Source organism: Pseudomonas sp. CJQ_9, assembly GCF_043106615.1.
GTDB lineage: Bacteria > Pseudomonadota > Gammaproteobacteria > Pseudomonadales > Pseudomonadaceae > Aquipseudomonas > Aquipseudomonas juntendi.
This window is the reverse complement of the sequence record NZ_JBICMS010000107.1, coordinates 37,279-62,721: the sequence shown is the minus strand read 5'-3', so window position 1 is coordinate 62,721 and position 25,443 is coordinate 37,279. Positions and strand designations below refer to the sequence as shown.

Sequence of the window (25,443 nt, the reverse complement as noted above, 5' to 3'; positions counted from 1 at the left end):
AGTTACTTAACTGACTGGCATTAGGCGCAATGCCGGTTTTTTTTGGGCCGGATTTCACACGGCTTGCGGCGCAGCGCTGCCATTTTTCAGCAGGTAATTTCTTGACCAGAGACCAACTCGAAACCCGGCAAACGCTGATCTATTTCGCCACCGTGCTGGCGGCCTGCGCTTTCGGCCTTTTCACCAGTGGGGGTGCTTCAGTGCTGGAAGTGCTGATCACACCCGCCATCGCCGTGCTGATGTATGCCATGTTCTTGCAGATACCCTTTCTGGACCTGCGCGCGAGCCTGGCCAATCGACGGTTCATGGTTGCCTTGCTGTTGGCCAATTTCGTGCTGGTGCCCTTGCTGGTGTGGGCCCTGACCCGCGGGCTGACGGGCCAGCCGGCATTGTTGGCAGGCGCCTTGCTGGTACTGCTGGCACCCTGCATCGACTACGTGGTGGTGTTTACACACATGGGCAAAGGCGATGCGCGGCTCATGCTGGCCGCCACGCCCGTGCTGTTGCTGCTGCAACTGCTGCTGTTGCCGTTTTACCTGGCGCTCATGCTCGACGATGGCCAGCCGTTGAACCTGGTGATAGGGCCTTTCGTACAGGCGTTCGTAGCGATGATCGTCGTGCCGTTGGCCTTGGCCGTGTGGACCAGTGCCCTGGTCGGCAAGTGGCGGGGGGTGAGCCGGTGGAACGATGCCTGGGCCTGGATGCCCGTACCGGCGATGGCGCTGGTGCTGTTCGTGGTGATCGCTTCACAGATCCGGGTCGTGTTGCACGACCTGCCGCAACTGTTGCCAGTAGTGCCGGTTTACCTGGGCTTTGCGCTGGTGGCACCGGCCATCGGCTGGGCAACAGCGAGGCTGCTGGGCTTGCCGGCACAACAGAAGCGCGCCGTGATGTTCAGTGCGGCGACGCGAAATTCGCTGGTGGTACTGCCGTTGGCGCTTGCCTTGCCAGAGCAGTGGCGCACGCTGGCGGCCGCGGCGGTGATTACCCAGACATTGGTCGAGCTGATCTGCGAGCTGGTCTACGTGCGGGCGATTCCGGCGATCGCCCGCACGTAAACGGCATCAGCTCACCACGTGCAGGTAATGCAGGTGGCGCTCGTACTGGTCGAGGATGTCGCCGATCACATCCTCGCGGCTCCAGCCCATGACATCGTAGTCCTGCCCGCCTTCGCGCAGGTACACCTCTGCCCGGAAGTATTTGCGCGCATCGCTGTTGTCATCGGCGTCGCGCATGACGAAGCTCGGCGTATTGAATGCCCGGGGGCGTACCTCGTACTTGAAGCGCCCTTCACCGGCATGGGAAAGCTCGAGCGTGATGCGGCCGTCGTCACGCTCGTCCACGGTCACCTCATAGCCCTGTTTGCGCAGTTCCTGGGCCACTTCCTCGCATGCGGGCTTGACCACGTCGGCGATGAAGCGGGTAACGTGCGCCCTGCGCGGCATCATGGCGATGTTGCGCAAGCGGCGCTGCCAGCCGCCGTGGTTCTGACGGCCCTGCCGCTGGCCTGGCAATGCCTGGGTGCGCAGCCCACGCCGTGTGGCGTCGAGCCCCAGGGCCTTGAACAACCCCCAGATGGAGAACAGCAGGATGATCGCGAACGGCAACGCGCTGGCAATCGTGGCCGCCTGCAGTGCTTTCAGGCCGTTGGCCAGCAGCAGGGCAATGGCCACCGCGCCCATGCTGACGGACCAGAACACGCGCTGCCAGAGTGGTGACTGACCCCTGCCGGACGAAGCCAGCATATCCACCACCAAGGCGCCCGAGTCGGCCGAGGTGACGAAAAACACCACGACCATCAGCACCGCCACCATCGAAATGGCTGTCGACCAGGGGAAGTGCTCAAGGAACGCGAACAACGCCAGCGAGCTGTCCTGGTCGACCACCGCGGCCAGGTCCTTGATGCCGCCGTGCAGGATCATGTGAATGGCCGAATCGCCAAACACCGTCATCCACAGCAAGGTGAACCCGGCCGGCACGAATAACACGCCGCAAACGAACTCGCGAATGGTGCGGCCACGCGAAATGCGGGCAATGAACAGCCCCACGAACGGCGACCAGGACAACCACCAACCCCAGTAGAGCAAGGTCCAGCCGCCAATCCAGTCGGTGGGTTCGTAGGCAAACAGGTTGAACGTCTTGTTGACGATGTCGGACAGGTAGGCACCTGTGTTCTGCACGTAGGCTTGCAGCAGGAACACCGTAGGGCCTAAAGCCAGCACGAAGACCATCAGAAGCACGGCAAGGCCCAGGTTGAGCTCCGACAGGATACGGATGCCCTTGTCCAGGCCGCTGGCCACCGACAGCGTGGCCAGTGCGCAGGTAACGGCGATCAGGATGACCTGCACGGTGGTGCTGATCGGAAGGCCGAACAACTGGTTCAGCCCACTGTTGATCTGCAGCACACCGTAGCCCAGCGAGGTGGCGACGCCAAATACCGTGCCCAGGATGGCGAAGATGTCCACTGCATGGCCGATAGGGCCGTAGATACGCTCGCCGATCAAGGGGTACAGCGCCGAGCGCAGGGTAAGCGGCAGCCCGTTGCGGAAACTGAAGTAGGCCAGGATCAACGCCACGATGGCGTAGATCGCCCAGGCATGCAGGCCCCAGTGGAAGAAGGTGATGTTCATGGCTTCGCGGGCGGCGGCGACGGTATTGGGGTCACCCACCGGCGGGTTGATGAAGTGCATCACCGGTTCGGCTACACCGAAGAACATCAAGCCGATGCCCATACCGGCAGAGAACAGCATGGCGAACCAGCTTTTGTTGGGGTAGTCGGGCTCGCTATGGTCCGGGCCCAGCTTGATGTCGCCATAGCGGCTTACGGCCAGGAAGACAACGCTGATGAGCACCAGTGCAACGGTGAGGATGTAGAACCAGGCTGCATTGGTGACAATCCATTGTTGAACCTGCTCGAAGACGCTTTGCGCATGCGCCTGGAACAGGGTGGCGTACAACACCAATAACAGCACCAGCACCGCACTGGTGTAAAAGACGGGTGGGTTGATGGTGCTCCTGCGTTGTTGTTCTTCAGGCATAGGCGTTACTCCTTCTGGCGTTCAGCGCTGCGCTCCATGGTTGGGCAGCCAAAACACGACTACCCGTGGCGCATGATGCATGGAAGATGCTGAAACCTTACCGTCAGTTCCAGCAATTCCAAAACTTAACCGCTTCGCTTGCCGTACAGAAGGCTTTGAATCTGTCAGCCGAGGTTACGCTTTAGCTCGGTAATGTGCTCTGGGCCAATGCCGCAGCAGCCGCCCACCATGCTGGCGCCGCGTTCACGCCAGTCCTTGGCCCAGGCGAGGTAGCCCGGTGGGTCCAGGTCTTCGCGCAACTCGTCCAGCCCGTCGTTGGCGGTAGCCTCTTTGGGCTGCGGAGGGAAAGCGTTGGCGTAGGCACCGATGGCCACCTCTGCGCCTTGCTGGCCGATAACGGCACGGGCGACGTCAATGGCCGCGCCGATTACTTCCGGCTGGCTGCAGTTGAACAGCACCGCTGCGGCGCCCAGTCCGACTACCGCTTGCACGGCATCAGCCACCGGCTCACCGGAACGCAGGCGCGGCACTGTATCCACGTCCTCGTCCTGCAAAGTGAACGACACCCAGAACGGGCGGCCGTCTTTGGGCAGGTGCGCATGGATGGCACGTACTTCGGCGATGGCGCTTTGGGTTTCGGCCAGCCACAGATCAACGTGTGGCGCCAGGCCGGCGAGCAGCGGCTTCAATACTTCTTCGACCCGCTCAGGCTGGAACAGGTCAGGGCGGTAAGAGCCGAACAGCGGTGGCAGCGAACCCGCTACCTTGACCGGGTGCGCAGCATTATCGGCCGCATGACGCGCCAGCTGGCCGGCGGTATTGGCCAACCGCTGGCCTTCTGCAGCAAACCGTTGCTCGCCAATGTGGAACGGCACGACCGCATAGCTATTGCTGGTAATGACCTGGGCACCCGCGGCAATGAACGCCGCATGCACACCTAACACGGCCTCCGGCGCTTCTGTCAGCGCCAGCGCCGACCATTCGGGCTGACGAAACGGTGCGCCGCTGCGCTGCAGTTCACGGCCCATGCCCCCGTCGAGAATAACCATCGCGCGCTGTGTCATATAACTACTCTGAAGGTACTTATGAATAAAATTCATTATGAGAGAAAGGTTTATAACTATTAAATACACTTTCTCTTTTTTGGCAAACTTTTCAGGTATGTACATGCGCTTTTCTACTGTGCTCGGCGCGGGCCTCGTGTTGCTCGCCACTGCGTCCCAGGCCCTGGCAGGCACCACGCTGGAGCGGGTTGAATCGCGCAAGGAAATGGTCAACGTGTTGATGGAGAGCTACCCGCCGTTCTCCTTCCTCAATGATCAGAACCAACTCGACGGCTTCGACGTGGATGTGGCCAAGGCTGTGGCCGACAAGCTTGGCGTGAAGCTGCGCCTGGAAACCCCGTCGTGGGACGTGATCGCCGCCGGCCGCTGGAGCGGCCGCTACGACATCTGCATCTGCTCGATGACGCCCAGCAAAGCCCGCGCCGAAGTGTTCGACTTCCCGGTGGAATACTACGCATCGCCGGCGGTGATCGTGGTCAATGCCAAGGATGAGCGCATTCATGGGGCCAAGGACCTGGATGGGCGCAAGGTAGGCTTGACCAGCGCCTCCAGCTACGAGAGCTACCTGAACAAGAACCTGGTGATCGAAGGCAAGGAAGACCAGAAGATCGACTACCCCTTCGACTTTGTGCAGATTGCGCCTTACGACACCGACAACGTCGCTTTCCAGGACCTGGGCCTGGGCGCGGGCGTGCGTCTGGATGCCATTCTTACCAACCTGGTGACCGCGCAGCCGCGCCTGACCCAGGACAAGCGCTTCAAGCTGGCCGGTGCCCCACTGTATGAAGAGCCCAACTCGGTGGCCATCGAAAAAGGCGACCCTGAATGGGATGCCAAGGTGCGCCAGGTGTTTACCGAACTGAAAGCCGATGGCACGCTGGCCAAGCTGTCGCAGAAATGGATTGGCGCCGACATCAGCAAATGAGCACCTTCCCTTCTTCCCCCAAGCCCGCGGCCAAAGCCACGGGCGCCAGCCTGTTCGGCTTTCGCACCCGGCTGCTGCTGACCTGGCTGGCGCTGTTCGGTCTGTTCGTGGCGTTCTTCCTCAGCTTCGACCTGAAGTTCGCGATCATTGTGGAGAAGTTTCCCAACCTCGCCGGCTTCAAACTGGGCCCAAACGGCTTTTTGCAAGGCGCAGCGCTGACCTTGTTCCTGTGCCTGTGCTCAATGGTGGTCTCGGTGCTGCTGGGCTTTGCCGCAGCCCTGGCGCGCTTGTCCGGCAGTGCGGTGCTGGTCGGTATCGCCAGTTTCTACACCTCGTTCTTCCGCGGTACGCCGCTGCTTATCCAGATTCTGCTGATTTACCTGGGCCTGCCACAGGTCGGCCTGGTGCCCGGCGCAATCAGCGCAGGCATCATTGCGTTGTCGCTGAACTACGGCGCCTACCTCAGTGAAATCTTCCGCGCCGGCATTCTCGGCGTGGCGCGTGGCCAGCGCGAAGCGGCGCTGGCGCTGGGCATGCGCCCGCCGCAGACGTTCTGCTACATCGTGCTGCCCCAGGCCATGCGGGTGATCATTCCGCCCACGGCCAACCAGTTCATCTCGATGCTCAAGGATTCATCGCTGATTTCGGTGATGGGGGTGTGGGAAGTGATGTTCCTGGCCCAGTCGTACGGGCGCTCCAGCTACCGTTACCTGGAAATGCTGACTACCGCGGCAATCATCTACTGGGTACTGTCGATTCTGCTGGAGCTGGTGCAAGCGCGCCTGGAACGGCACTTCGGCAAGGCGTACCAGCGCTGAGCAATGCCTGGGCGCAGCGGGCACATGCAAGAACGGTCGCCCGAAGGCGACCGCTGGTGGGTGGGGCGACAGTCGGCTAGTCCTTGCTGACGGCGTCCTTCACATCGCCCACCACTTGTTGGGCTTCACCCTTTTTCTCCTGCACCTTGCCCTTTACCTCCAGCTCGGTATTGCCAGTCGCTTTACCGACGGCTTGCTTGACCTTGCCAACCACTTCGTTGGCCATGCCTTTGACTTTGTCAGACGTGCTGCTCATGGTTTTTCTCCTTCAACGACATCAGTACATGTGGGTTGGGGTTACACCAGTGAAACGGGCAGACCTGGGCGGGTGATCACACATTCACGACTCGGGTCTTGCGTGAGGACAGGGCGAAGCGGCCTGCCACAACGCTCAAGGCAGCGCCAAGCAGCAGGGTTACCAGCGTGCCCCAGGCGGCTTTGGACACGTTGCTGGCCGCTACCTGGGCAGCTTCACGCGCCTGTTGCTCTGCCTGGTCTTTCAGCACTTGCACCTGCTCGGCGGCTTGCTGGTAGGCACGGGCATAGTTATCGACGATCTGCTGGGCCTCCTGCTGGCTCTTGCCTGTGCGCGCCGCCACGATGTTGACCAGGGCCTGCTTGTCTGCCGCGCTCAGCGCAGGCTCACCGGCCTTGCGTACCCGGTCGAACCATTGCTTGAGCTGGTCAACGGCCTGGGTCGGGTCCTCGGCGGCAATACGGCCCGCCGACTCACCCTGCGCCTGCGCCTGATCGGCCTGCTGCTCCAGGTTCGACGGGTTCAGTTCGGCCTTGCCGGACTGCTGCAGGGTCTTGTTCAGCTCCGCTTCCAGGCTGTCCCAGTCGAGCGAAATGCCCTGCTTACCCAGGCGCTCTTTGATGCCTTGGCCGACTGCCGGTGCGGCGGCAGCCACACCATCCGCGGCAAGCGACAGGCCTTTACCGGCAATATTGCCGGCAGTGCCGACCACGCCCCCGGCCAGCGAAGCCAGCAGCCAGGTCGCCAGCAATGTGGTCACCGTCCAGCTCAACAGGCCATGCAGGCCACCGCGGCCCGGCGCCGTGCGGCCGGCAACCCAGGCACCGGCGGCGACCGAAACCAGGGTGCTGACGAACAACCACACCCCCGCACCGGTGCCAAAACCACGCAGCGGGTTGCCATCGGCCATCGCGTCAACGGCCCCGGCCCCGATGGCGGTGCCCAGCACACTGAGTACCAGGTAGGTAGCCAAGGCAATGGCCCCCCCGGCGAAAACTGCACTCCACGACACCCGCAGCGGGCTCACGGCATTTGCCGGGGTGCTTACATAGGCTTCAGTCATCTATGCATCCTCGTCAATGGGAACTGGCTGCACCGGCCACGGGTGCCTGATGCAACGTCATGGCCAGTTTGCGGGTCCCATGCAAGGGTGTATTGATGCATCTGCCCCACCCGCACTAGTGCATTGGCACCAATCTGCCGGTGCCTGCTGCGTTTATGCTCAACGCCAGTCACCACACCAGCCACTACCGACCGGGGGACGCCCATGAGCGACGCCGTGCTTGCCCGTGAAACCAACCGCCGCCAGCTGCAGCAGATAATTGCCGGGCTTTCGGATGGCGTGATGCTGCTGGAAGTGGACCAGACGATCATCTGGGCCAACGAAGCCGCCCTGCGCATGCACGGGGTCGACAGCCTGGAGCAGCTGGGCGGGGACGCCGAGGGTTATCGCCAGCGCTTTGCCCTGCGCTACCGCAACAACCATCCACTGGAAGCCGACCAGTACCCCATTGCCCGCGTGGCGGCGGGGCAAGTGTTCAGCGATGTCGTGGTCGAGGTTTCGCCGGTTGGCGATGAGGAGGCGCGCAGCCGGGTACACCGTGTTCGCAGCATGGTGCTGGAAGACAGCAAGGGCGAGGCCGAATCGTTGGTGCTGATACTGACCGACGCTACCGAGTGGGCCAGCGCAGAGCAGCGCTTTGAAAAAACCTTCAACGCCAACCCTGCCCCAGCCGTTATCTGCCGCCTCAGCGACTTGCGGTTCATCAAGGTGAACCAGGGCTTTCTGGAAATGACCGGGCATGTGCGGGAAAACGTCATTGGCCGCTCGGTGTATGAAGTGGACGTGCTGGAAAACGCCGAGCGCAAGGAGTTGGCGATCGAGCGCCTGATAGAAGGCGCGACCATCCCGCAGATGCAGGCCGAGCTGCGCTTGCCAGAAGGCGGCACCAAGCTGGTGATCGTGGCAGGGCAGCCGCTGGACATGCACGAAGAGGATTGCATGCTGTTTTCGTTCACCGACCTGGAGCCCCGGCGCAAGGCGGAGAACGCCCTGCGCCAGAGCGAAGAGCGCTTTGCCAAGGCGTTTCGCCTGAGCCCGGTGCCGACCTTGCTGTGCAGCGCCGACAAGCAGCAACTGATCGATGCCAACGAAGCGTTCCTCGACAGCCTGGGCTACACCGCCCAGGAGCTGATCGGGAAAACCGTGGCCGAAATCGACTTCTTTGCCGACTGCGCGGTGGCAGCGCAGGTGTTCGATGCGCTGGAAAAGAGCGGGCGTATCGAGGCGCTGGATGTGAAGCTGCGCAAGAAAGGTGACGACCCGCTCGACTGCATGCTGCAAGCCGACACCGTGAGCCTGCTGGACACCCCGTGCTACCTGCTGGTGCTGATGGACATCACCGAGCGCAAGCGCTCGGAGTTGGAACTGGTCGAGGCGATCGAGACCGTCATGCAGGATGCATCATGGTTCAGCCAGACCTTGATCGAAAAGCTGGCCAATGCCAAACGCATCAACACCGGCCGGTTGCCCGACCCCTCGTTCACCGAACTTACCCGCCGCGAGCGGGATGTACTGGCGCTTATCTGCGAAGGGCTGGCCGACAAGGAGATTGCGGCGCGCCTGAACCTGGCGCTGAACACGGTGCGCAACCACGTGGCAACGGTTTATTCCAAGCTTGATGTGCACAGCCGCAGTGAAGCGATCGTGTGGGCGCGGGAACGGCGTTTGTTCAGCACCTGATGGGTTGATCGCGGCTGGGCTCGGCGCCGCAGCTGCCATAGCCCACCCTTGACAGTATCCCGGTTGACCGCAAATACTCTGGTCAGATTCATATAGATGACCAAATAACAAGGTGAATCGTTCCATGACCGCACTCCCCGTTCCGATGCCTTTGCATGCTGGCCAGCCCGCACAATTGTTTGCCCTGCCTGCACCTTCTGTTTGCCGCTGACGCGCCTGCCCAACCGAGACTCCTTGCATGACTCCCTTAGATATTCAGCTGTTGCTGACCGCCTTGGTCAGTGTCCTGGTGCTGGTGGCGCTGATCGTGTCGCGCCTGAAGATGCACCCGCTTCTGGCGTTGCTGGTGGTGTCCATTGGCGTGGGCTTCGCGACCCATATGCAACCCGGCAGTATCGTTTCGCACCTGCTCACCGGTGCCGGCAAGACACTGGGTGCGGTCGGGGTGGTGATTGCCCTTGGCGCCATGCTGGGCAAGATCCTGGCGGATGCTGGCGTTACCGAACAGGTCGCCGATATCATCCTCAAACGCACGCCCGACCGCCTGATCCCCTGGGCGATGATGCTGGTGGCCTTCGTCATCGGCATCCCGATGTTCTTCGAGGTGGGCCTGGTGATCATGCTGCCGTTGATTTTCAGCGTGGCACGCAAACTGGAGGGCAAGGCGCGCTTCAAGGGCTCTGCCTATGTGTACGTGGGGGTGCCGGTGATTTCCGCCTTGGCGGCCATGCATGGCATGGTCCCTCCGCACCCTGGCCCACTGACCGCCATTGCCGTGCTCAAGACCTCGGTCGGGCCGACCATGCTTTACGGCTTCCTTGCCGCGATCCCAGCCATGATCCTGGGCGGCCCGTTGTACGGCATGTTCATTTCCCGGCGCATGAGCACCCGCCCCGATCAAGCACTGCTGGACCAGTTCACCCTGGCTGAGCAGGCCGACGGCCAACCCCGCCCCGGTGTATTGATCGGCATGCTGGCCGCGCTGCTGCCAGCGATCCTGATGCTGGTGCACGCCGTTGCCGAAATGCTGCTGCCCAAGGGCAATGCGCTGCTGGAATTGGCCAGCTTCCTTGGCAACCCACTGATCGCCATGCTGCTGGGCGTGCTGTTCGCAGGCTTCAGCCTGGTACTGGCGCGCGGTGGCAACGCCGAGCAGTTGCGCGATGCGCTGGGCAAAAGCCTGAAGCCGATTGCCTCGATTATCATGATCATTGCCGGCGGCGGCGCTTTCCAGGAGATGCTGACCAGCGCCAAGGTTGGCGATGCCATCGTGCACCTGACCCAGCAATCGGCTTTCCCGCCGTTGATTCTGGGGTGGCTGATCGCCATGCTGCTGTCGGTGTCTACCGGCTCGGCCACCGTTGGCATCGTCGGCGCTGCCGGCCTGCTGGCCCCCTTGGCAGGTGCTGACCCCAGCCTGAACCTGCCCTTGCTGGCCCTGTCCATCGGCTGCGGTTCACTGTTCTTCAATTACGCCAACCATGCCGGTTTCTGGATGGTGAAAGAGTCGTTTGGGATGACCATGGGGGAAGCGACCAAGACCATCTCGGTGGTGCAGTCGATCGTGGCGGTGGTGGGGTTGGTCGTGGTGTTGGTGCTGAATGCGGCGGTTACGGTGGGCTGAGCCGGATGAGCGGGTGAGCCAGTTTTGCTGGCTCACATGCCGCGGGGTCAGTAGTCGCGCTCCCTCAGCTTTTCTGCCAAGGGCGGGTAGTAGATCTGGCCAATCTCATCCGCAGCCCACCACGCCCAGTGCAACAGGCAGAGCGTAATACCCCCCAGCACCAGATAGCCCTCCCAGCCAATCAGCGCGGTGACCTGATGCATCAAGCCAGGCAACTGGTAATGCGCCCCGACATTGGCGTTGGCAATGGCCATCACCACCAGCCCGAATACCAGTACACCGGCCTGGTAGCGCTGCTGACGCCACACCTCCCGTTGCTGGCTCTTGCTGCGCCAGTAGTTGAACAGGAACTCATTGCCTTCACGAAGGCTGTGCTCTTTCAAGGCGCTGTAGGTCACGTGATTGTGCAGCAGGGAGTAATCGCGCCGGCTCTGTAGCCAGTGCCAAGGGATATAGGAACCAAGCATGGCCGCGACCTGCGCAAGCACTGGAACGCACACCGACACGGCCAGGCAAAACACCACGACACTCACAAAGATCCGCCCGATATTCCCCCAGACCGTAGCCATGTCCCCCGAGAAATCCAGCAGAGTGGTCCCCAGGGCTGTCATGAAAGCCATATCCATGAACAGGCACACGTAGGTGAGTTTCAGGGCCCAACGCACCTCCCAGGCTTTCTCGAATACTGCCCCCGGCAGCCCGGCGATAGGGTTGGTTGTTTTCAGGCTGTCTCTGTTCTGATCCATGCAAAATCCTCGGCAGTTGGCATTGGCCAGTGAATGGTTACTGCAAAGTGCTGGCACCGCGCCTTGCCTGATTACCATGCCCGAGAGCGGCGCCAGCGTTCCACTCAACTTGAGCCATTTGCTATTCCCTTGCGTCGCCACCTCACCCTGCAGGAGCGGGCTTGCGTCGCGATGGGCCGCAAAGCGGCCCCACTGCCAGCCTCGGACTCGCAGTTCATTACCCGCTATGGCGTGAGTCTGGAGCTGTTCGAGCTGGCTTGCACGGGCTGGGCTGGACCTGTGTAAGGCCTGCCAGGGATGTTTGAAAACCTACCCCTGTCCGGTTTAGGCGCAAGTCAGATCTCAAAGGCTCACGCGAGCATGGGCGATGCCCATGCTCGCCAACGAGCCATGCCCCCCGCTAGTCAGCCGGCGTGCGCTCGGCTTGCTCCATCACCTTGCCACACTGCTCACTGGCCAAACGACTGATGATCCGAATCGCCTGGTGGATGCCGGCAGTATTGCGAAAGCTCAGGCGTGGGTTGTGTTCGCACTCCAGCATTTCATCATGCTGGACCAAGGCCTCGCCTAACAGTTCGAGCGTCCAGGCGTAGCTTTGGAGGGTAGACAGGCGTTCATGATCAGGCATGGCGCACCTCCAGAGAGCCGGAGATGAAGCTTGGCCTGGCGGCAGCTAGATTACTGAGGCCCGTGGATAAACGACGGCGGGGAACGGATACGCGGATCTGCGACGGATTTACGGTGGTCATGCATGAGTTCCTTTCGTTATGGAACTGCCACCGCTCGCGGCCAAGCAAGTCAAGGTGGCAGCAGTACGCGGGTTGGCCGACCGGGACGAAAGGAGCCCGGCACACCCGAAGGTGTCCCGCGCACCACCGCCATAACGCGCCATCGCAAGCACAAAAAAGCGCCTGCGATGATGATTGGGCGCTGATGCGCCTTCCGATTCCGACCGGCCAAGGTCGCATCGCCGATGCTTCGGCGACGGGGGGACTTTATTCCCGGGTGATGGTTTTCGCAAGTTTCTACAGGTACGAAATGGGCACGCGCGCCGTAGGAGAGCGCCCTGCGATAGGCAACACGCAGAGCAAGCGACCATCCCTCAGCCGTGATCACTGGGCGGGTTAGCTGCATACCGCACCCACCCCGCAACCTCGGCGCCACCACCCACCCGATCCTTGGGATGAACACGCCCTTCACTGACCGCCACCTCTGCAAAATCGAACGGGCTCATCCCGTCGATACACGCAACGTTCACCCCATACTGGTCCGGCGAGGACCGCCGCTGGTGGAAGGTGTAGATGCCGCATTTCGAGCAGAAGTAGTGCTTGGCTTCCCGGGTGTGGAACTGGTAGAGCGTCAGGGCCTCTTCACCTTGGGTGACCGTGATATCGCCCAGATTGACCGACACCGCCACCGCCCCGCGCATCCGGCACAGCGAGCAGTTGCACCTGCGTGCGGTGCGCAGACCATCGGTTAACCGCAGTGAGAAACGCACGGTGCCGCAATGGCACGCTGCTTGGTAGACAGGGCGGTTATCGTTGTTTTCATCCGTCATGGCGTTTCTCCCGTTTGAAAGGCAAACCTGGCGATTCAGGGAACAAGCCAGATGTATTGGAAATACCTAGTCATTGGAGCGTACTACGAATTCCATTTGTCGCCCTGCCTCACCACGCAGGCGGTATGGATCGAAAATCCTGTGGCCGCGACAGCAAGCGCAAAGCAGGTGTTCATGCCTGACTTGACGAGACTCGACGCTGTGGAAACGTCCGGATCGACGATGTGCACGCTACGACTCTCTCTCGCCGGGGCTGCCGAGGTCGTGAAAACGACCACGACGCTCTCCAGCAAGCCATGACTCTGCTAATCGGTCGAGGCGCGCCCGGCTTGCTCCATTACCTTGCCACACTGCTCGCTGGCCAACCGGCTGATGATCCGGATCGCCTGGTGGATGCCGGCCGTATTGCGAAAGCTCAGGCGCGGGTTGTGTTCGCATTCCAGCATTTCGTCGTGCTGGACCAAGGCTTCGCCTAGCAGTTCGAGGGTCCAGGCGTAGCTTTGGAGGGTGGAGAGGCGTTCTTGGTCAGACATGGCGCACCTCTGAACGGGTTGAGACACAGCCGGCATTGCTATCCGCGAGGTCACGCAGAGCAGCAAATGAATGACGGAGGGGAACGGATGCGAGGATCCAGATCAGGCTTGAGATAAACATGCATGAAGCTCCAAGTTTTGATTGGAGCTACCACGATCCTTCCTACGGGATTGGGTGGCAGCTGTGTGCGGGGTAGGAATACCGGGAAACTTGGAAACCCGGCCAGGCCGAAGCCTGCCCGCACACAGCCGCCATGACACAGCACGGCAAGCACAAAAAAGCGCCAGCTGTGGTGCAGCGGCGCCGAGTGCGTACGCCAAGTTTACCAACGGGTTCCTACGCCCGGTCACGGTTTTTTCGTGACCAGGAAATTTAGCCTCACAGCTGTCGACGGTGCAAGATTGATCTTTGTAGGAAAAGTCTACGGGAAATGTCAGAAATTGGTCGAGAAAATTACACAAAAGACAAGTGAGAAAACTGCGAGATATAAAAAAGCTCTAAATAGCGAAGCTATTATCTAGTAAAAGTTGATTTATAAGCCGCATATCAGGTTTAACAGAATCACCAGGCAATGATTATCTTGAAAATTACACAATTTTAAGTGGAACACCGCGAATCATCGAGGCAAGAGTCCGCATGATATGGGCTCTTCTGCGAGGCACATCGCGAGGGCCAAGTCCTTGAGCTTTGCGGCACCATGTCTGGACCAAACACTAGTTCTATGACCCATTGTCCACCAACGCAAGGGAGCACGATCAAATCAACAGCTCGTAGCTGGAAAGGTGCTTGACGATTTCCGGGAGACGTTGCTTAAGCAGGATATCCAGTAGCTCGCGAGACGTGTACCTAGGATTTTTCAAAGAGGCGCGCTGCTTTTGGACTGCCTCGAGCACGGCTGCTTGATCCAAGTCCCATATGTCAGAAAGAAAGACATCGGGGTGCAAAGCCTCGATCTCAAAGCGCTTTAAGATCTCAGCGGGGAAATCCTTGAGATTGTATGTGACGATGACCGATGCACCGCATTTGATTGCAGCGGCCAAGACATGCCGATCATCTTCGTCAGGAAGGTCAAGCCCTAGCATCAATGGCTCGTAGTCATTCACAAGACAATCAGGTACTGCCCGGTTCATGGCTACAACAGTGCGATCAAGCTGATCTTTAGTCAGGTCAGAACGATTTTTCAGCACATTTCGCGTCCATTCATCATGAATTTGCACGGACCAGCGCGCTCGATAAGCGCCGGTCAAGGCCAGGTGCATCAGCAAATCACGCAGAGGGGCTGGGTACAACACACAGGCGTCATAGATAACAGTGAACGGGGAATGCCTCATTAATACCCCATATTGAGCACTTGGGCTTGCGCAGCCAGTTCTTCCATGGCGGCTTGGCTCACTCTGTCACGTTCGGCCTTGAACGCCATGACATCGGTGAACTTGATACGACGGTGGCTGCCGGTTTTTGTGTGTGGTATCTGACCCTCGTCCAGTAGCTTGACAAGATGCGGACGCGACACGTTGAGCATGTCGGCGGCTTCTTGAGTAGTCAGTTCTGCGTGAACCGGCACTACTTTCACGGTGTTACCTAGAGCCAGTTCGTTAAGAATGTCCCCGAGCAGTCTAAGAGCGAACGTCGGTAGCTCAACGACTTGGCGTTGCTGGGCTTCATCAATCAGCTCAATACGCTGAATATCCAGTTTCGTCGAAACGAAAGCAGCGATCTGGCGGCTTGATTCAGTAGCCGCGGCGATCGCTTTCTCATCTGGAAGGATGCTTCGAGCGAGATCGGCGGTAGTCATGATGTGTCTCCAAAAGCGACTTGAAATTCCTGGCGTCTCATACGGCAGTTTTAGATCTTATAATCGAAATAAACGAAACGCAACAAACGAAACAAGGCTCGGCGCCGGCTCAAGCATGATCATGAGCTAGTGGCTGGTACCCACAGCTTCCTCAGGCCTGTGGTTCCGCTGAGGGTGAAGGGCCAGAGTGCGACCTGAAGCGGTCCAATCAACGGACAGGGCGGGTCATCAGCGACCCCACTAGGTCAAGGCAACACTCGATGACCACCGCCGGGAAGAAACGACTGTTGAGCATTGGTGCCGAGATCCCGCGCGCACATGTTCATGCCTTTCTTGATCAGGCTCGACGCTGTGGAACCGTCCGGATCAACAATGTGCACGCTACGGCACTCTCTCGCCGGGGCGCCCGAGGTCGTGAAAACGACCACGACGCCCTCCAGCGAGCCATGACTCTGCTAATCGGTCGAGGCGCGCCCGGCTTGCTCCATTACCTTGCCACACTGCTCGCTGGTCAACCGGCTGATGATCCGGATCGCCTGGTGGATGCCGGCCGTATTGCGAAAGCTCAGGCGCGGGTTGTGTTCGCATTCCAGCATTTCGTCGTGCTGGACCAAGGCTTCGCCTAGCAGTTCGAGGGTCCAGGCGTAGCTTTGGAGGGTGGAGAGGCGTTCTTGGTCAGACATTGCGCACCCCTTGGTGGAGGGAGCTAAGGCCTGATGCATTGACAGTGATGTCGCTGAAAGCCTTCGAGAAACGATGGCGGGGAACGAATGCGGGAATTCTGAATAGATTTGAAATGTGCATGCATGCTTTCCTTTTCGATTGAAGCACCGCCCTCACCGTCGCCAAACGGTTAGGGTGGCAGCTGTACGCAGGTTGGCGAACCGAGGAAAAGGAACTCGGCAGACCCGAAGGTCTCCCACGCACAGCCGCCATTACACGAAACGGCGGACGCAAAAAAAGCGCCTGCAATCGTGGTTGGGGGCGCCGATGCGCCTTTTCGTTCGGGTCGCCAAACCCGGCCGCGGAATTGGCCGCGACTGGGGGAAGGTAGCGCTGCGGGGGCTTAAAATCAAGGCTGTTTGCTGTGGGAGAAATCGCGGAAATGTGTGGGTAGATAGTCGGTCGAGGGGCGAGGCAGGGTTATGAATGTGGGTTTGATCTATTGCGGGGTATCGCCCTCTAGCCTCAGGCGACGCAGGAACTCAAGCTCGTTTAGCACGTCGACCAGGAGCGAGTCAAAGGATGGGTTCAACAGCTGGAGATCGTGGTGAGAAAATTGAGGCATCTTGGAATTATCTCTAGGAGGCGAATGCTTTATCTCAAATTTTTTTGCTTTTATGCCCGTAAACACTGGGCTAAGGGCATATCAAAGAAAAGCATTATCTCAAATCCTCTGCAAGATTAAGTCAAAACAGGCGGGGTGATAAGTCGATTGGGCGAGGGGCTGGGCGAACAGTACAAGCTAGGAAAGCGGCCTGCGAATTGTCAGACCCAACCTCAGGCAACCGGCACGACGCGTGAGTACATCGCTTGCTAACCGAAACTAGGATGTACTAATGAATGTACATAAATGCCGCAGAATGTGGCGTTTTAACGCCCATCGAGTCAGCGCAAAAAAACCGCCTAGGCGGCGGTTTCATTGGGATCCACGTATGATGGTGAACCATCGCGGATTAAAGACTGGTGCGGAGACAGGAATCGTATCAAAACGAAAGTAGCTGATCTCAATGGGTATTATTTTTCATGGTACAGCACTTTATCTCTACTTCTAGATTGCCAACCGCCGTAAGCAGCGCTGACAGCACACAGCCCTGAGGTCGAATTGCGATGCGATGAGAGTCTTCGATAACAATATTTCCGCACTACTGCAAGGTTATTTGAAAACAATCTTGCTCTCTTTGATAGCAACCACATGTCAAGCGAACAAGCATTTTAAGTTGCTATGCTGGCGCATAAACTATAGCCTGGGGCACCACTATCAAGGCTAACAATTTTCAGCCCCTCCTAGCAAAACCACTATTAAACCTAAGCAAAAAACAGGCACCATTATGTCGAGAATATTGTACATCATAGTAGTACCAACAAGTGAGGACGCGACTCTTTTCCAAGGGTGGTGCCGAACGCTAGCCAACTCGGAATTTCTTTCCCTGTTGACAACAGCCGCAACTGCCCCATTTGACACAGGCGAAATTTTTTTAGAGCAAGAAGCTCTTATTTCGTGTAGAGCAGATGGAGTGCACCGCGAAGTAATAACTTTAGGCGATGGATTTCTGGATATGACCCCAGAAATAGCCAAGGACAGGTTCTGCATAATAATCACGCCATGCGCACTAGCCAAAAAAGTAGTTGACATAGATTTCGGGCAAGGAATTCGTCCTATCATTGTCACTACTAAAGAAACAGCAGGAGCCCTAAAAATACCATTCGACGAAATCGAAAATCCTATTCACTTACTGGATCGTATGATCCTAGAAAAAATAGAAGAAGCTGAAACCTTAGCTGGCAGCGAAATATCACTAAAACAACTCAGAGACACATACACACGTAAGGCAAGCACCCCTGGGTACGGATCAGGATCAACTCTAGCAAATAACTTAGTTCACTACTCTCTTGGAATTATGTACAATGAAGAACGTCGAATCAAGGCTGACAAAATAGAAAATTTTAAAGCAGCAATTAACGAAAGTGTAGAATCCCTACTAAGCACTTTAGGCGAAAAACATGGCGAAGCTATAGTTTATGCGCCAGCCATTAAGGCTTTTTTATACAATACAAACTCACACCTCTGGAACCAGATACTTCGCCAGCTATCAGAAAGATGGCAAAAGGACATGATAAAGAATGGACTTATTAAGAATCCTGGATATTCCGGTATCAGCCACCCTGTTGGACAGCCTGTATTCAACCCCTACAAGATACCCTATCTCGGTGAAATCTTACACGAGAGGCAATCAGAACTTGCCTTAACAAATCACTCGATAGCATTACTCGCCAGCAGCGAATGCATCCCAGCGATTCGCCTGCCAAACGCTATTAATCTTCACACCGCTGAGCTTAAGGAGATCGAGTTCCTGCATAAACGCGGCGATCAAAAAGCAGCCCGGCAGTTACAGATTAAGTTTAAAGCCTTATCAGACTCCATGCAGTCAGAAATTGGCCCGCAACTTGAACAGTTAATAGCAAGCCGTTTTTCAAGTCTAAAGCTCTGTAGCGATGCGCCACTTGAATGGATCTATCTTGGAAAACTTCCACTCATGATCAGCCATGAGGTAAGCAAGATATGCATGACCCCTGGAAATATGCTTCTACAGCAAAGCGCAATAGGATATTCAAAGAATATACCCTCAGACTTACTGAAAGACATTCTAGTAATTCGTTCCTTTCAAAATCATGACAGAATAAAAAAATTTCTCGAAACCGGAATCAATATATTCCCTCTTAAAAATGGGACAAAAATCACATTCAAGGATGTAAATACCACCACCGAAGTTAAACATGCCCTGAACGCCTTCAAAGGTGCAATAGTCATATTTGACTGTCATGGCGACCACAGCGGGAACGAAGGGGGAGGATGGCTTCAAATAGGAAAAGAGAAACTGAATAGTTGGGAACTATTTGATCAAGCTCGTGTTCCGCCGATCGTAATGTTGAGTGCCTGCTCAACAGCACCGATCACTGGCTCTCATGTAACTGTTGCGAATGGCTTTATCCGGTCTGGAGCATCTAGTGTTATTGGCACGTTCTTGCCTGTTGATGCAAAAGCCTCTTCTGCTTTTATTAGCAGAATCATCTATAGAATTGATGCTTTCTTACCTGCCATAAAAAAGCTTGGATATGAAGCAATAACCTGGAGATCTTTGATAGCGAGCTTTATGCGAATGTCGTATGCGACAGATGCCCTGCGCTACTTTCATAAAACATGTGAACTTATTACACCAGAGCAATATCTTGAAATACACATGAATGCTAATTCCCGCATCAACTCGATGAGATCGGACTGGTACGATGAACTTCTGAAAGAAACAGCTCTAGCGTCTGGCTCATCTGCCGAAGCACTACTCGAAATGATCAAAGATAACACCCCGCTCATGGAAACCATGCTTTATAGCCAGCAAGGCAGACCTGAACTTATAAATATTATTTTATAAATCGACACTCCATATTCCGGAGTATAAGTAGGGCGTGGCTGATGGGATGCGTTGATCACCACCCCCACTCATAATCCGCAACTGGTGGAGCGACAATGCTTAGAATCGATACTCCGCGAGAGCCATCTAGGCGCAACCGCCCCGGCCTTGAGTTTCGTTAAACAACTCAGCGTTCATAGCCTAGGCCTCATCCGATTGTTGGAAACGCTTTACCATCACAGAATTCCTTTCCATAGAGGGCTCGAAAAACTAAAGCCTTCAGCTTTCGAGGGGCGCCGATTTAGTTATTCGGGATTTCCGTGCAGATCCTTGGGCCTTGTCAAAATGCGCATGCTCGTGAACCGCTTGATAGAGGGCGTACGGCCTCATGAATTACAAGAGTTTTAGAGAATATTGAGTGATCGACCGATTATCATGCCTCATCACGAGAGTGAAGTCTTCAGCGTGCAGTTCGTGGCACTCTGCGCCTGGCTAGCCTACGCTGCTACCTCGCCAACAGAGACGGCCCAAAGCGACTTTGCACTGATAGTCAGATCGTGATCACTGAACGACAACCGTTATGCCTTACCTGAAGCAAGGCTGGAGTAATGACTAATCGTCTTCTTGCTTATTAGGACCAGCGATCTTCTCCCATTCTATACCCAAGCCTTTAAATTTTTGAGCAAAAGGTATAACTATCAACGCTAAAGCCGCGCCAATCAAGCTAATACGTTCCGCAGTTAACATATCTCGATCGTATTCTATTTTAACGTAGAAGTCGCCAATCACTAGCACAAAAAGAACAAATGATACACTCCAACAAACTACGGTGAATTTCTCACTCGCCTTGTCCCGCCGAACCCTCAGATCTGCTTTCCTGTCTGCTTGCTCCTTGATCGCCAACGCCTCAAATGTTGGAAACAGAGTGTGGTCGATGACACTTATCTCTCCTTGCTCGTTAAACGAATGAAGCAGAAATGGAGATGAGTCATTAAAATCAGTAGACACAATGAATACGGGAACTGAGTTCGCACCTAGAGCCTTTCGATAGTCAATCATATTTTCATAAATAAAGCCACCCGGACCTTCTTCATGTATCTTGGCTTCCTTGACCTCCACAATTGCTAAATATTCATTCGTTTTAGGATCTATGAGTGCAAAGCTTGGCCTGTAACATTGCATGTGCCGCACCGGCTGTATACCCGGCTGATAGGCAATCGACTCCTTTGGATAGCCTATAGACAATAAATATTCGAAAAAAAACTTCTCCAACTTGCGATCGTAGTCCATTACTATTTACTCAGCATCTATTAAAGTTCAACGTACACACTCTAATTAAACCGCACCTGCTAGATAGCCAATCAAAGCTTGCTAGAGTATTCTCGAGCCACCCTTAAGTTTGGATATTTTTTCTCAACAATTGAAATGGCATCATTTAGATTATTCGCATCTACCGTTTCAGTAAATCCGACCAAATCCGAATGAAGCACTTCTCCGCTTTCGTTGACACGCTGATTTCTATCCCAAAAATCACGATAATCGCGGTCTCGCCCTTCGCGAATAACGGAAACTGAATAGGTGTATTTTTTCGCCAAGATTTCACACTCCCTTAAATTTTTAACTTAAAAATCTAGAGTCATAATAAAGCATTTCGTGCGCAGCTATCTTTCTTCTACTATAAAGATATTACACATGTTCTTGGTATTTTACCAGATCTCCCAAGAGAACGTTGCCATATCAGCACAGAAAAAAAGGCCAACCGGAGATAGGTGTATAATTTTAAAAAATGCACCGTGAAGTACTCAGCCGTTTAAATCAGTTTTTTCTGCTTAGATAATGTTCCGCGTGGTTAGGTTTATCGAGCAAATTCTAGGAAATTGCTTTTTCCTTTATTACTATTCGCGAGAGGCGCAATCATCTTCCCTAGAAAGTTTTTCATGCTTATTTCTGCGCTTCTAAAACGACAGCTTCGGGTCGTTAGCAGCCATTCGTGAAAAAGGGTGATAATCAGCCAATTTTGGCTGTCCCCTTTTTGGCTACAACTGAATTATTCGCACTTTTCTCTTCTGTTTTTTTGAGTCCCGCCAAACTTCCACACGAAACTGCTGACCAATAGGCTGCTCAGGCTTAGGTCTTGGCAAGCGCGGCTTACGCATCTTATTGTCAGCTTGGAGGATGGTGTCTTGCCCGATACTATTCAGAGGTAAGTCCAGTTGCGTAGCTAGCAGAGGCGTGCTTTCAAATGAGTCTTTTAGTTCAGCCATGAAGTGCGGCTCAGACCTTACTTCATCACCAAGAATAAGTTCAGCCTTCAGCATTGCCTGCTCAGCGGTAATTTCTCCCCTCTGAACCTTATAAAACAACCGCTGCAACTCACCCAAAGAGCCATTGTACTTATTAGTTTTTGGTTTGATTTTATCATAAGGAAAAGGTGTAACGGCCTGAGCAGCTAAAAAACTTCCTACTGCGCTTACCTGAGCTTGTATAGTTTGCAGCCCTGAAATAAACGAACCGTACTGGCCTATACCCAAATAGAGTGGGCCAAGGGTAGCGGCAATTTTAGCGCCGCCCTTTATTGACCCTTCTTGAACCTCAAGCGCAAGTGAATAATCTGGAATCTTTAGTGCACTTTCAACATACACCTCCCACTTATCAAACAATTTAGTAGAGTATTGTTCGAATTCGTGCCGAGGCAGACTCGGTACGTCGATATAAAAATCCGTGCCGCCGAGGTAAATCATACTCAATCCATGTGCAGTTTTATACTTATCAACACTAAGAGCAGGCAACATGACTGCTCACTCCTAAGCGCAGGCTATCTTTTTGCCATCATGATGTCCACTGATGGCTCCCCCCTTACCCGCCAGCTCCTAAGGATCAGCTGTTAATCGCATTCTGCCAGCCGAAATTCTCCGTTTATCGACTTCAAAAGTGAACACTGTGTGCCACATTTCTAAGGCCTTGCTTGAGATAGCCACACTCGCTAGGCCACTCAACATCTGCAGCCACAGAATCGTCCCCCACGTCATCCCGCCAAGAATGCTGAGTGTTATCAGGAATCAAGGCCCCTGCTACCTGTGGGGATGTCCTCTAACGCGGGACTGGCGGCTCCTTACGACCAAGAGCAAGGGCATCTCATGATCTGGCCTCCTAAACACCGTTACCGGTGGGCGGGTGGAGGCAGCACTGGCTGACGAGACCAGCGCCTGAAGATCCTGAGCCGGGTAAACGCAGCAATGCGATGACCGGGGCATGCCTGACTGTCAGTCAGGTGCAGTCCTCTCCCTGGTCTGCGGCACCATCATCTACATGGCTGTTGCTGGTGACATCGGCGTTTGTCACGCCGATTGTCACAAGGGGGAAATGCCGCAAAGCCTTTTGCGATCAAGGCTGCAGCAGTGGTAGAAGTGCCCGTCTCTTTCCAGAAGAAAGAGACGGGCACAGGTTGGCGCAATAGTCGGCCAAGCGGATAGGTTGCTGCAGGGCAGCGAGGTACGGTGTATCTGGCGCACGAGCGCTATATGTGTAAGAGCATCCATCACATGGGTAGTGACCGGGCGAGCTGCCGGATGCGAATCGCCCTTGGGGAGAACCACCGCCAGAGCGGCGTGACCTTGAAGGTTCGGGCCACCTGGGTGCTGTCATCGACAGCGCTTGCTCGGCCAGTTCTACGCCTGTGGATAAACCCGGTCAAGGGTCGTAATTCACCGTTACTTGGGACGTGAAAAGAGGTCATCCACCGGTGGAATTCCGTGGTAACTCCCGGACAACGTCGTGGCTTTTAGCTTTTCAAAGTGAGGTCCATCCAAACAGGGCGGCTTTGCAGCCCTGTTTGGATGGACCCGCGTGAAAGAGCAGCCAGCACCGATCTCGCAGACTTACCCGCGATTGAATGCGCAATGACCATTTGGCAACGCTGTGACGTTGTCGCCTACCGGATGGGCAAACTCATGCGGAGTGACATGGCCCGATCTGTTGGCATCGATGTAGTTACTCCACCACGCCATAATCAACCGACGCTGCTCCAGAAACTGGGCCTTGTGGATGTAAGCGGCGCGCACGCGGTTACGCTCCTGATGGCTCATCTGCCGCTCAATCGCCGCGTCCGTCCACAGTCCTGATTCGAGCAAGGCACTACAAGCCATGGTCCTGAAACCATGCCCGCACACGTCCTTGGTGGTGTCGTAGCCCATATTGCGAAGCACCTTGTTAACCGTATTCTCCGACAAGGGTTTCCAGTACCTGTGATCACCGGGCAACACGAGTTCAGAGAAGCGATTCAAGCTGCGCAGCCGTTCAAGGATCTCGATGACTTGAGGGGACAGCGGCACTATCTGAATGTCCCCACTCATCTTGGTCCCGCGCGTGGAATAGCGGACACCTTCAATCGGCTTGCGGGTATCGGGGATCTCCCACATCGCCCGTTGCAGGTCGAATTCATCCCACCGGGCGAAACGCAGCTCGCTGGAGCGCACGAACACATGCAGCGTCAGTAGCACCGCGAGCCGGGTCAGTTCGCGACCGGTGTAGCTGTCGATTCGATCCAATAGTTCAGGAAGGCGGGTCAGTGATAGTGCAGGACGATGAACGGTGCGCGGCGCTTGAATCGAGCCGGCCAGATCGAGCGCCGGGTTTTGGGTGATCTGCCGCGCCCGCTTCGCACCTCGCATGATCGTGGACAGGTAATTCTGCACCCGCAGCGCAACATCCATCGTGCCGCGATCCTTGATTCGCTGAGTGACCTCAAGCAGATCGTGGGTGTCGAGCTCAGCAATCGGCCGCTGGCCAATCAGTGGAAACACATGGGTGCGCAACCTACTCAGCACCGTCTTGGCATGGCCCTCAGTCCACCGTCGGGACATTTCGACGTGCCACTCCAGAGCGACGGTTTCAAACAGAAGACTCGCCCGCTGAGCTGCGATCTTGGCCTTCTGCTTTTCTTCCATCGGATCAAGGTTGTCGAGCAACAGAGCTTTAGCCTCATCGCGCTTGGTCCTCGCGACGGCCACGAAACGATGGGGTATTTACCGATGATCAGCGTGCCTTCCTTGCCGCTGGGTTTGAAATACCGCAGCCGCCAAGTCTTCGAGCCACTGGGCGTGACTTACCGGTATATGCCCCCGCCGTCGAACAGTTTGTAGGCGCGATCACTCGGTTTGGCCGTGCGGCATTTGAGGCCGCTGAGCGGAGTGGCTAGGCGTGGCATTGGGGTACGCTCTCCATTCAGGAAAGACGCTGTAACCCAAAAAACACCCCCGGTTATTGGGGATTTAGTTGGTTCCCGACGGTCGGTCTTGGAGACGAAAAACCGGCCAGAAGGGTAATGCCTGTCAGTTGAGCGTTACTGGGGCTGCTTTGCAGCTCTTCGCGGGCACGCCCGCTCCCACACGTTTGGCGCTGCACTCAAGAAATGCGCGATCCATGTGGGAGCGGGCGTGCCCGCGAAGGGTCGCAAAGCGGCCCCAAATTATTTAACTGACTGGCACTAGCCAAAAGGCCGTTTTAGAGGGCTTCCAAAGCATTCAGCGGAATGCAGTGGAGCTGGATGTGGTGCCGGAGACAGGAATCGAACCTGCGACCTTCGCGTTACGAGTGCGCTGCTCTACCGACTGAGCTACACCGGCGTGTAGCGCAACGTACCACTGCTCGCACCCGTTACGCAAACCCCTGTTTCCACTACTTTATTGCCCTGCCCTCAGGCCCCCTTGCAGCCCTTCGGCGCCAGGTCTTCTTCGATGTCGGTGGTGCACGCCCAGCCCGTTGCCGAACGGGTCAACGTCAGGGCCTTGCCCAGCACGGTGGCCGGTGCGTCCACCAGGGTGCAAACCAGGCTGCCGCTGCTATCCGCCGCCTTGCCGTTGGCGGTGATCGCGCAATGCGCCGTTGCCGGCTGGCCGCCCAGTTCGGCTACGTCGGCTACATCCTTGCCGTCGTTCAGGCGCAGGTCCATGGCCGTTTTCAGGGCGCTGATTTCCAGCAAGCCGGCCGCGGCCTTGGAGCGGGCCTGGTGGTTGGTGTACATCGGTAAGGCGATGGTCGCCAGAATGCCGATGATCGCCACAACGATCATCAGTTCGATCAGGGTGATACCGCGTTGCCCTTTCATGAACAGTTTCCTTTTTGATACGCGTACTCGTTAGGGTCAATCTCGCCCCAAGCGACAGCGGCGCAGTAGGCCTGAACAGTCACCTTTTGTCACCCCTGCCTGCTTG

At 56.3% G+C, this 25,443-nt stretch carries 21 protein-coding genes, 1 tRNA gene and 2 pseudogenes; 6 read left to right on the top strand and 18 right to left on the bottom strand.

Annotated features, from left to right (window positions below):
- The first annotated feature begins 101 nt into the window (after positions 1–101).
- Entirely contained in the window at positions 102–1,058 is a 957-nt protein-coding gene (locus ACF8SD_RS24245; protein WP_392485075.1) for an arsenic resistance protein, read from the top strand.
- Between the two features lie 6 nt (positions 1,059–1,064).
- Here the strand turns inward: ACF8SD_RS24245 and betT are convergent, their stop codons facing one another.
- Positions 1,065–3,038, bottom strand: a complete 1,974-nt coding sequence (gene betT, locus ACF8SD_RS24240; RefSeq protein WP_173887533.1) for a choline BCCT transporter BetT — start codon at positions 3,036–3,038, stop codon at positions 1,065–1,067.
- 164 nt (positions 3,039–3,202) lie between these two features.
- Complete coding sequence (locus ACF8SD_RS24235; RefSeq protein ID WP_392485077.1) at positions 3,203–4,087, bottom strand: homocysteine S-methyltransferase family protein; 885 nt, start codon at positions 4,085–4,087, stop codon at positions 3,203–3,205.
- Between the two features lie 118 nt (positions 4,088–4,205).
- Between ACF8SD_RS24235 and ACF8SD_RS24230 the strand changes: the two genes are divergently transcribed.
- Both ACF8SD_RS24230 and ACF8SD_RS24225 read left to right on the top strand, forming a co-directional pair.
- Complete coding sequence (locus tag ACF8SD_RS24230; protein WP_392485073.1) at positions 4,206–5,027, top strand: ABC transporter substrate-binding protein; 822 nt, start codon at positions 4,206–4,208, stop codon at positions 5,025–5,027.
- Positions 5,024–5,845, top strand: coding sequence for an amino acid ABC transporter permease (locus ACF8SD_RS24225; RefSeq protein WP_029884901.1), 822 nt, complete (start codon positions 5,024–5,026; stop codon positions 5,843–5,845). The genes ACF8SD_RS24230 and ACF8SD_RS24225 overlap by 4 nt, the downstream gene beginning before the upstream one ends.
- A gap of 76 nt (positions 5,846–5,921) precedes the next feature.
- Here ACF8SD_RS24225 and ACF8SD_RS24220 read toward each other — a convergent pair whose 3' ends face one another.
- Together ACF8SD_RS24220 and ACF8SD_RS24215 are read right to left on the bottom strand one after the other, a co-directional pair.
- Positions 5,922–6,101 carry a CsbD family protein gene (locus tag ACF8SD_RS24220; protein WP_029884902.1) on the bottom strand — a complete coding sequence of 60 codons (180 nt, stop codon included), beginning with the start codon at positions 6,099–6,101 and terminating at the stop codon, positions 5,922–5,924.
- Positions 6,102–6,177: 76 nt separating this feature from the next.
- Positions 6,178–7,164 carry a hypothetical protein gene (locus ACF8SD_RS24215; RefSeq protein ID WP_009686079.1) on the bottom strand — a complete coding sequence of 329 codons (987 nt, stop codon included), beginning with the start codon at positions 7,162–7,164 and terminating at the stop codon, positions 6,178–6,180.
- 204 nt (positions 7,165–7,368) lie between these two features.
- Here ACF8SD_RS24215 and ACF8SD_RS24210 point away from each other — a divergent pair, with 204 nt between their 5' ends.
- Together ACF8SD_RS24210 and ACF8SD_RS24205 are read left to right on the top strand one after the other, a co-directional pair.
- Entirely contained in the window at positions 7,369–8,844 is a 1,476-nt protein-coding gene (locus ACF8SD_RS24210) for a PAS domain S-box protein (RefSeq protein ID WP_392485070.1), read from the top strand.
- Between the two features lie 238 nt (positions 8,845–9,082).
- On the top strand, positions 9,083–10,468 hold the full coding sequence (locus ACF8SD_RS24205; protein WP_392485069.1) for a GntP family permease: 1,386 nt from the start codon (positions 9,083–9,085) through the stop codon (positions 10,466–10,468).
- A 47-nt stretch (positions 10,469–10,515) separates the two neighbouring features.
- On the opposite strand, the gene ACF8SD_RS24200 is transcribed toward ACF8SD_RS24205, so the two are convergent.
- The 8 genes and pseudogenes from ACF8SD_RS24200 to ACF8SD_RS24165 form a co-directional block, all read right to left on the bottom strand.
- On the bottom strand, positions 10,516–11,214 hold the full coding sequence (locus ACF8SD_RS24200; RefSeq protein WP_392485067.1) for a hypothetical protein: 699 nt from the start codon (positions 11,212–11,214) through the stop codon (positions 10,516–10,518).
- Positions 11,215–11,614: 400 nt separating this feature from the next.
- Positions 11,615–11,842: a hypothetical protein gene (locus ACF8SD_RS24195; RefSeq protein WP_392485065.1), complete on the bottom strand. Its 228-nt coding sequence runs from the start codon at positions 11,840–11,842 to the stop codon at positions 11,615–11,617.
- 474 nt (positions 11,843–12,316) lie between these two features.
- On the bottom strand, positions 12,317–12,772 hold the full coding sequence (locus ACF8SD_RS24190; protein WP_392485064.1) for a GFA family protein: 456 nt from the start codon (positions 12,770–12,772) through the stop codon (positions 12,317–12,319).
- Between the two features lie 305 nt (positions 12,773–13,077).
- Positions 13,078–13,305: a hypothetical protein gene (locus ACF8SD_RS24185; protein ID WP_054903892.1), complete on the bottom strand. Its 228-nt coding sequence runs from the start codon at positions 13,303–13,305 to the stop codon at positions 13,078–13,080.
- A 756-nt stretch (positions 13,306–14,061) separates the two neighbouring features.
- Complete coding sequence (locus ACF8SD_RS24180; RefSeq protein WP_173887527.1) at positions 14,062–14,637, bottom strand: PIN domain-containing protein; 576 nt, start codon at positions 14,635–14,637, stop codon at positions 14,062–14,064.
- Positions 14,637–15,101, bottom strand: a complete 465-nt coding sequence (locus tag ACF8SD_RS24175) for a helix-turn-helix domain-containing protein (RefSeq protein WP_125854783.1) — start codon at positions 15,099–15,101, stop codon at positions 14,637–14,639. The genes ACF8SD_RS24180 and ACF8SD_RS24175 overlap by 1 nt, the downstream gene beginning before the upstream one ends.
- 455 nt (positions 15,102–15,556) lie before the next feature.
- On the bottom strand, positions 15,557–15,784 hold the full coding sequence (locus tag ACF8SD_RS24170) for a hypothetical protein (protein ID WP_392485061.1): 228 nt from the start codon (positions 15,782–15,784) through the stop codon (positions 15,557–15,559).
- Positions 15,785–16,269: 485 nt separating this feature from the next.
- A pseudogene (locus tag ACF8SD_RS24165) lies at positions 16,270–16,389 on the bottom strand (Fic family protein); the annotation flags it as partial.
- Between the two features lie 949 nt (positions 16,390–17,338).
- On the opposite strand from ACF8SD_RS24165, the gene ACF8SD_RS24160 reads away from it, so the two are divergent.
- Positions 17,339–19,252, top strand: a complete 1,914-nt coding sequence (locus ACF8SD_RS24160) for a CHAT domain-containing protein (protein ID WP_392485060.1) — start codon at positions 17,339–17,341, stop codon at positions 19,250–19,252.
- Between the two features lie 591 nt (positions 19,253–19,843).
- Here ACF8SD_RS24160 and ACF8SD_RS24155 read toward each other — a convergent pair.
- From ACF8SD_RS24155 to ACF8SD_RS24130, 6 genes and pseudogenes are all read right to left on the bottom strand, one after another.
- Entirely contained in the window at positions 19,844–20,521 is a 678-nt protein-coding gene (locus tag ACF8SD_RS24155) for a hypothetical protein (protein WP_392485058.1), read from the bottom strand.
- Between the two features lie 71 nt (positions 20,522–20,592).
- Complete coding sequence (locus tag ACF8SD_RS24150; RefSeq protein ID WP_392485057.1) at positions 20,593–20,826, bottom strand: hypothetical protein; 234 nt, start codon at positions 20,824–20,826, stop codon at positions 20,593–20,595.
- A 441-nt stretch (positions 20,827–21,267) separates the two neighbouring features.
- Positions 21,268–22,023 carry a hypothetical protein gene (locus tag ACF8SD_RS24145; RefSeq protein WP_392485056.1) on the bottom strand — a complete coding sequence of 252 codons (756 nt, stop codon included), beginning with the start codon at positions 22,021–22,023 and terminating at the stop codon, positions 21,268–21,270.
- A gap of 1,086 nt (positions 22,024–23,109) precedes the next feature.
- A pseudogene (locus tag ACF8SD_RS24140) lies at positions 23,110–24,437 on the bottom strand (tyrosine-type recombinase/integrase).
- 342 nt (positions 24,438–24,779) lie between these two features.
- Positions 24,780–24,855 (bottom strand) — tRNA-Thr (locus ACF8SD_RS24135).
- A gap of 71 nt (positions 24,856–24,926) precedes the next feature.
- Entirely contained in the window at positions 24,927–25,337 is a 411-nt protein-coding gene (locus ACF8SD_RS24130; RefSeq protein WP_173887526.1) for a pilin, read from the bottom strand.
- Positions 25,338–25,443 lie beyond the last annotated feature (106 nt).

Excerpts from the sequence above, each read along its gene's own strand:
- betT (WP_173887533.1), bottom strand. The coding sequence starts at position 3,038 with ATGCCTGAAGAACAACAACGCAGGAGCACCATCAACCCACCCGTCTTT.
- ACF8SD_RS24235 (WP_392485077.1), bottom strand. The coding sequence starts at position 4,087 with ATGGTTATTCTCGACGGGGGCATGGGCCGTGAACTGCAGCGCAGCGGC.
- ACF8SD_RS24230 (WP_392485073.1), top strand. The coding sequence starts at position 4,206 with ATGCGCTTTTCTACTGTGCTCGGCGCGGGCCTCGTGTTGCTCGCCACT.
- ACF8SD_RS24225 (WP_029884901.1), top strand. The coding sequence starts at position 5,024 with ATGAGCACCTTCCCTTCTTCCCCCAAGCCCGCGGCCAAAGCCACGGGC.
- ACF8SD_RS24220 (WP_029884902.1), bottom strand. The coding sequence starts at position 6,101 with ATGAGCAGCACGTCTGACAAAGTCAAAGGCATGGCCAACGAAGTGGTT.
- ACF8SD_RS24215 (WP_009686079.1), bottom strand. The coding sequence starts at position 7,164 with ATGACTGAAGCCTATGTAAGCACCCCGGCAAATGCCGTGAGCCCGCTG.
- ACF8SD_RS24210 (WP_392485070.1), top strand. The coding sequence starts at position 7,369 with ATGAGCGACGCCGTGCTTGCCCGTGAAACCAACCGCCGCCAGCTGCAG.
- ACF8SD_RS24205 (WP_392485069.1), top strand. The coding sequence starts at position 9,083 with ATGACTCCCTTAGATATTCAGCTGTTGCTGACCGCCTTGGTCAGTGTC.
- ACF8SD_RS24200 (WP_392485067.1), bottom strand. The coding sequence starts at position 11,214 with ATGGATCAGAACAGAGACAGCCTGAAAACAACCAACCCTATCGCCGGG.
- ACF8SD_RS24195 (WP_392485065.1), bottom strand. The coding sequence starts at position 11,842 with ATGCCTGATCATGAACGCCTGTCTACCCTCCAAAGCTACGCCTGGACG.
- ACF8SD_RS24190 (WP_392485064.1), bottom strand. The coding sequence starts at position 12,772 with ATGACGGATGAAAACAACGATAACCGCCCTGTCTACCAAGCAGCGTGC.
- ACF8SD_RS24185 (WP_054903892.1), bottom strand. The coding sequence starts at position 13,305 with ATGTCTGACCAAGAACGCCTCTCCACCCTCCAAAGCTACGCCTGGACC.
- ACF8SD_RS24180 (WP_173887527.1), bottom strand. The coding sequence starts at position 14,637 with ATGAGGCATTCCCCGTTCACTGTTATCTATGACGCCTGTGTGTTGTAC.
- ACF8SD_RS24175 (WP_125854783.1), bottom strand. The coding sequence starts at position 15,101 with ATGACTACCGCCGATCTCGCTCGAAGCATCCTTCCAGATGAGAAAGCG.
- ACF8SD_RS24170 (WP_392485061.1), bottom strand. The coding sequence starts at position 15,784 with ATGTCTGACCAAGAACGCCTCTCCACCCTCCAAAGCTACGCCTGGACC.
- ACF8SD_RS24155 (WP_392485058.1), bottom strand. The coding sequence starts at position 20,521 with ATGGACTACGATCGCAAGTTGGAGAAGTTTTTTTTCGAATATTTATTG.
- ACF8SD_RS24145 (WP_392485056.1), bottom strand. The coding sequence starts at position 22,023 with ATGTTGCCTGCTCTTAGTGTTGATAAGTATAAAACTGCACATGGATTG.
- ACF8SD_RS24130 (WP_173887526.1), bottom strand. The coding sequence starts at position 25,337 with ATGAAAGGGCAACGCGGTATCACCCTGATCGAACTGATGATCGTTGTG.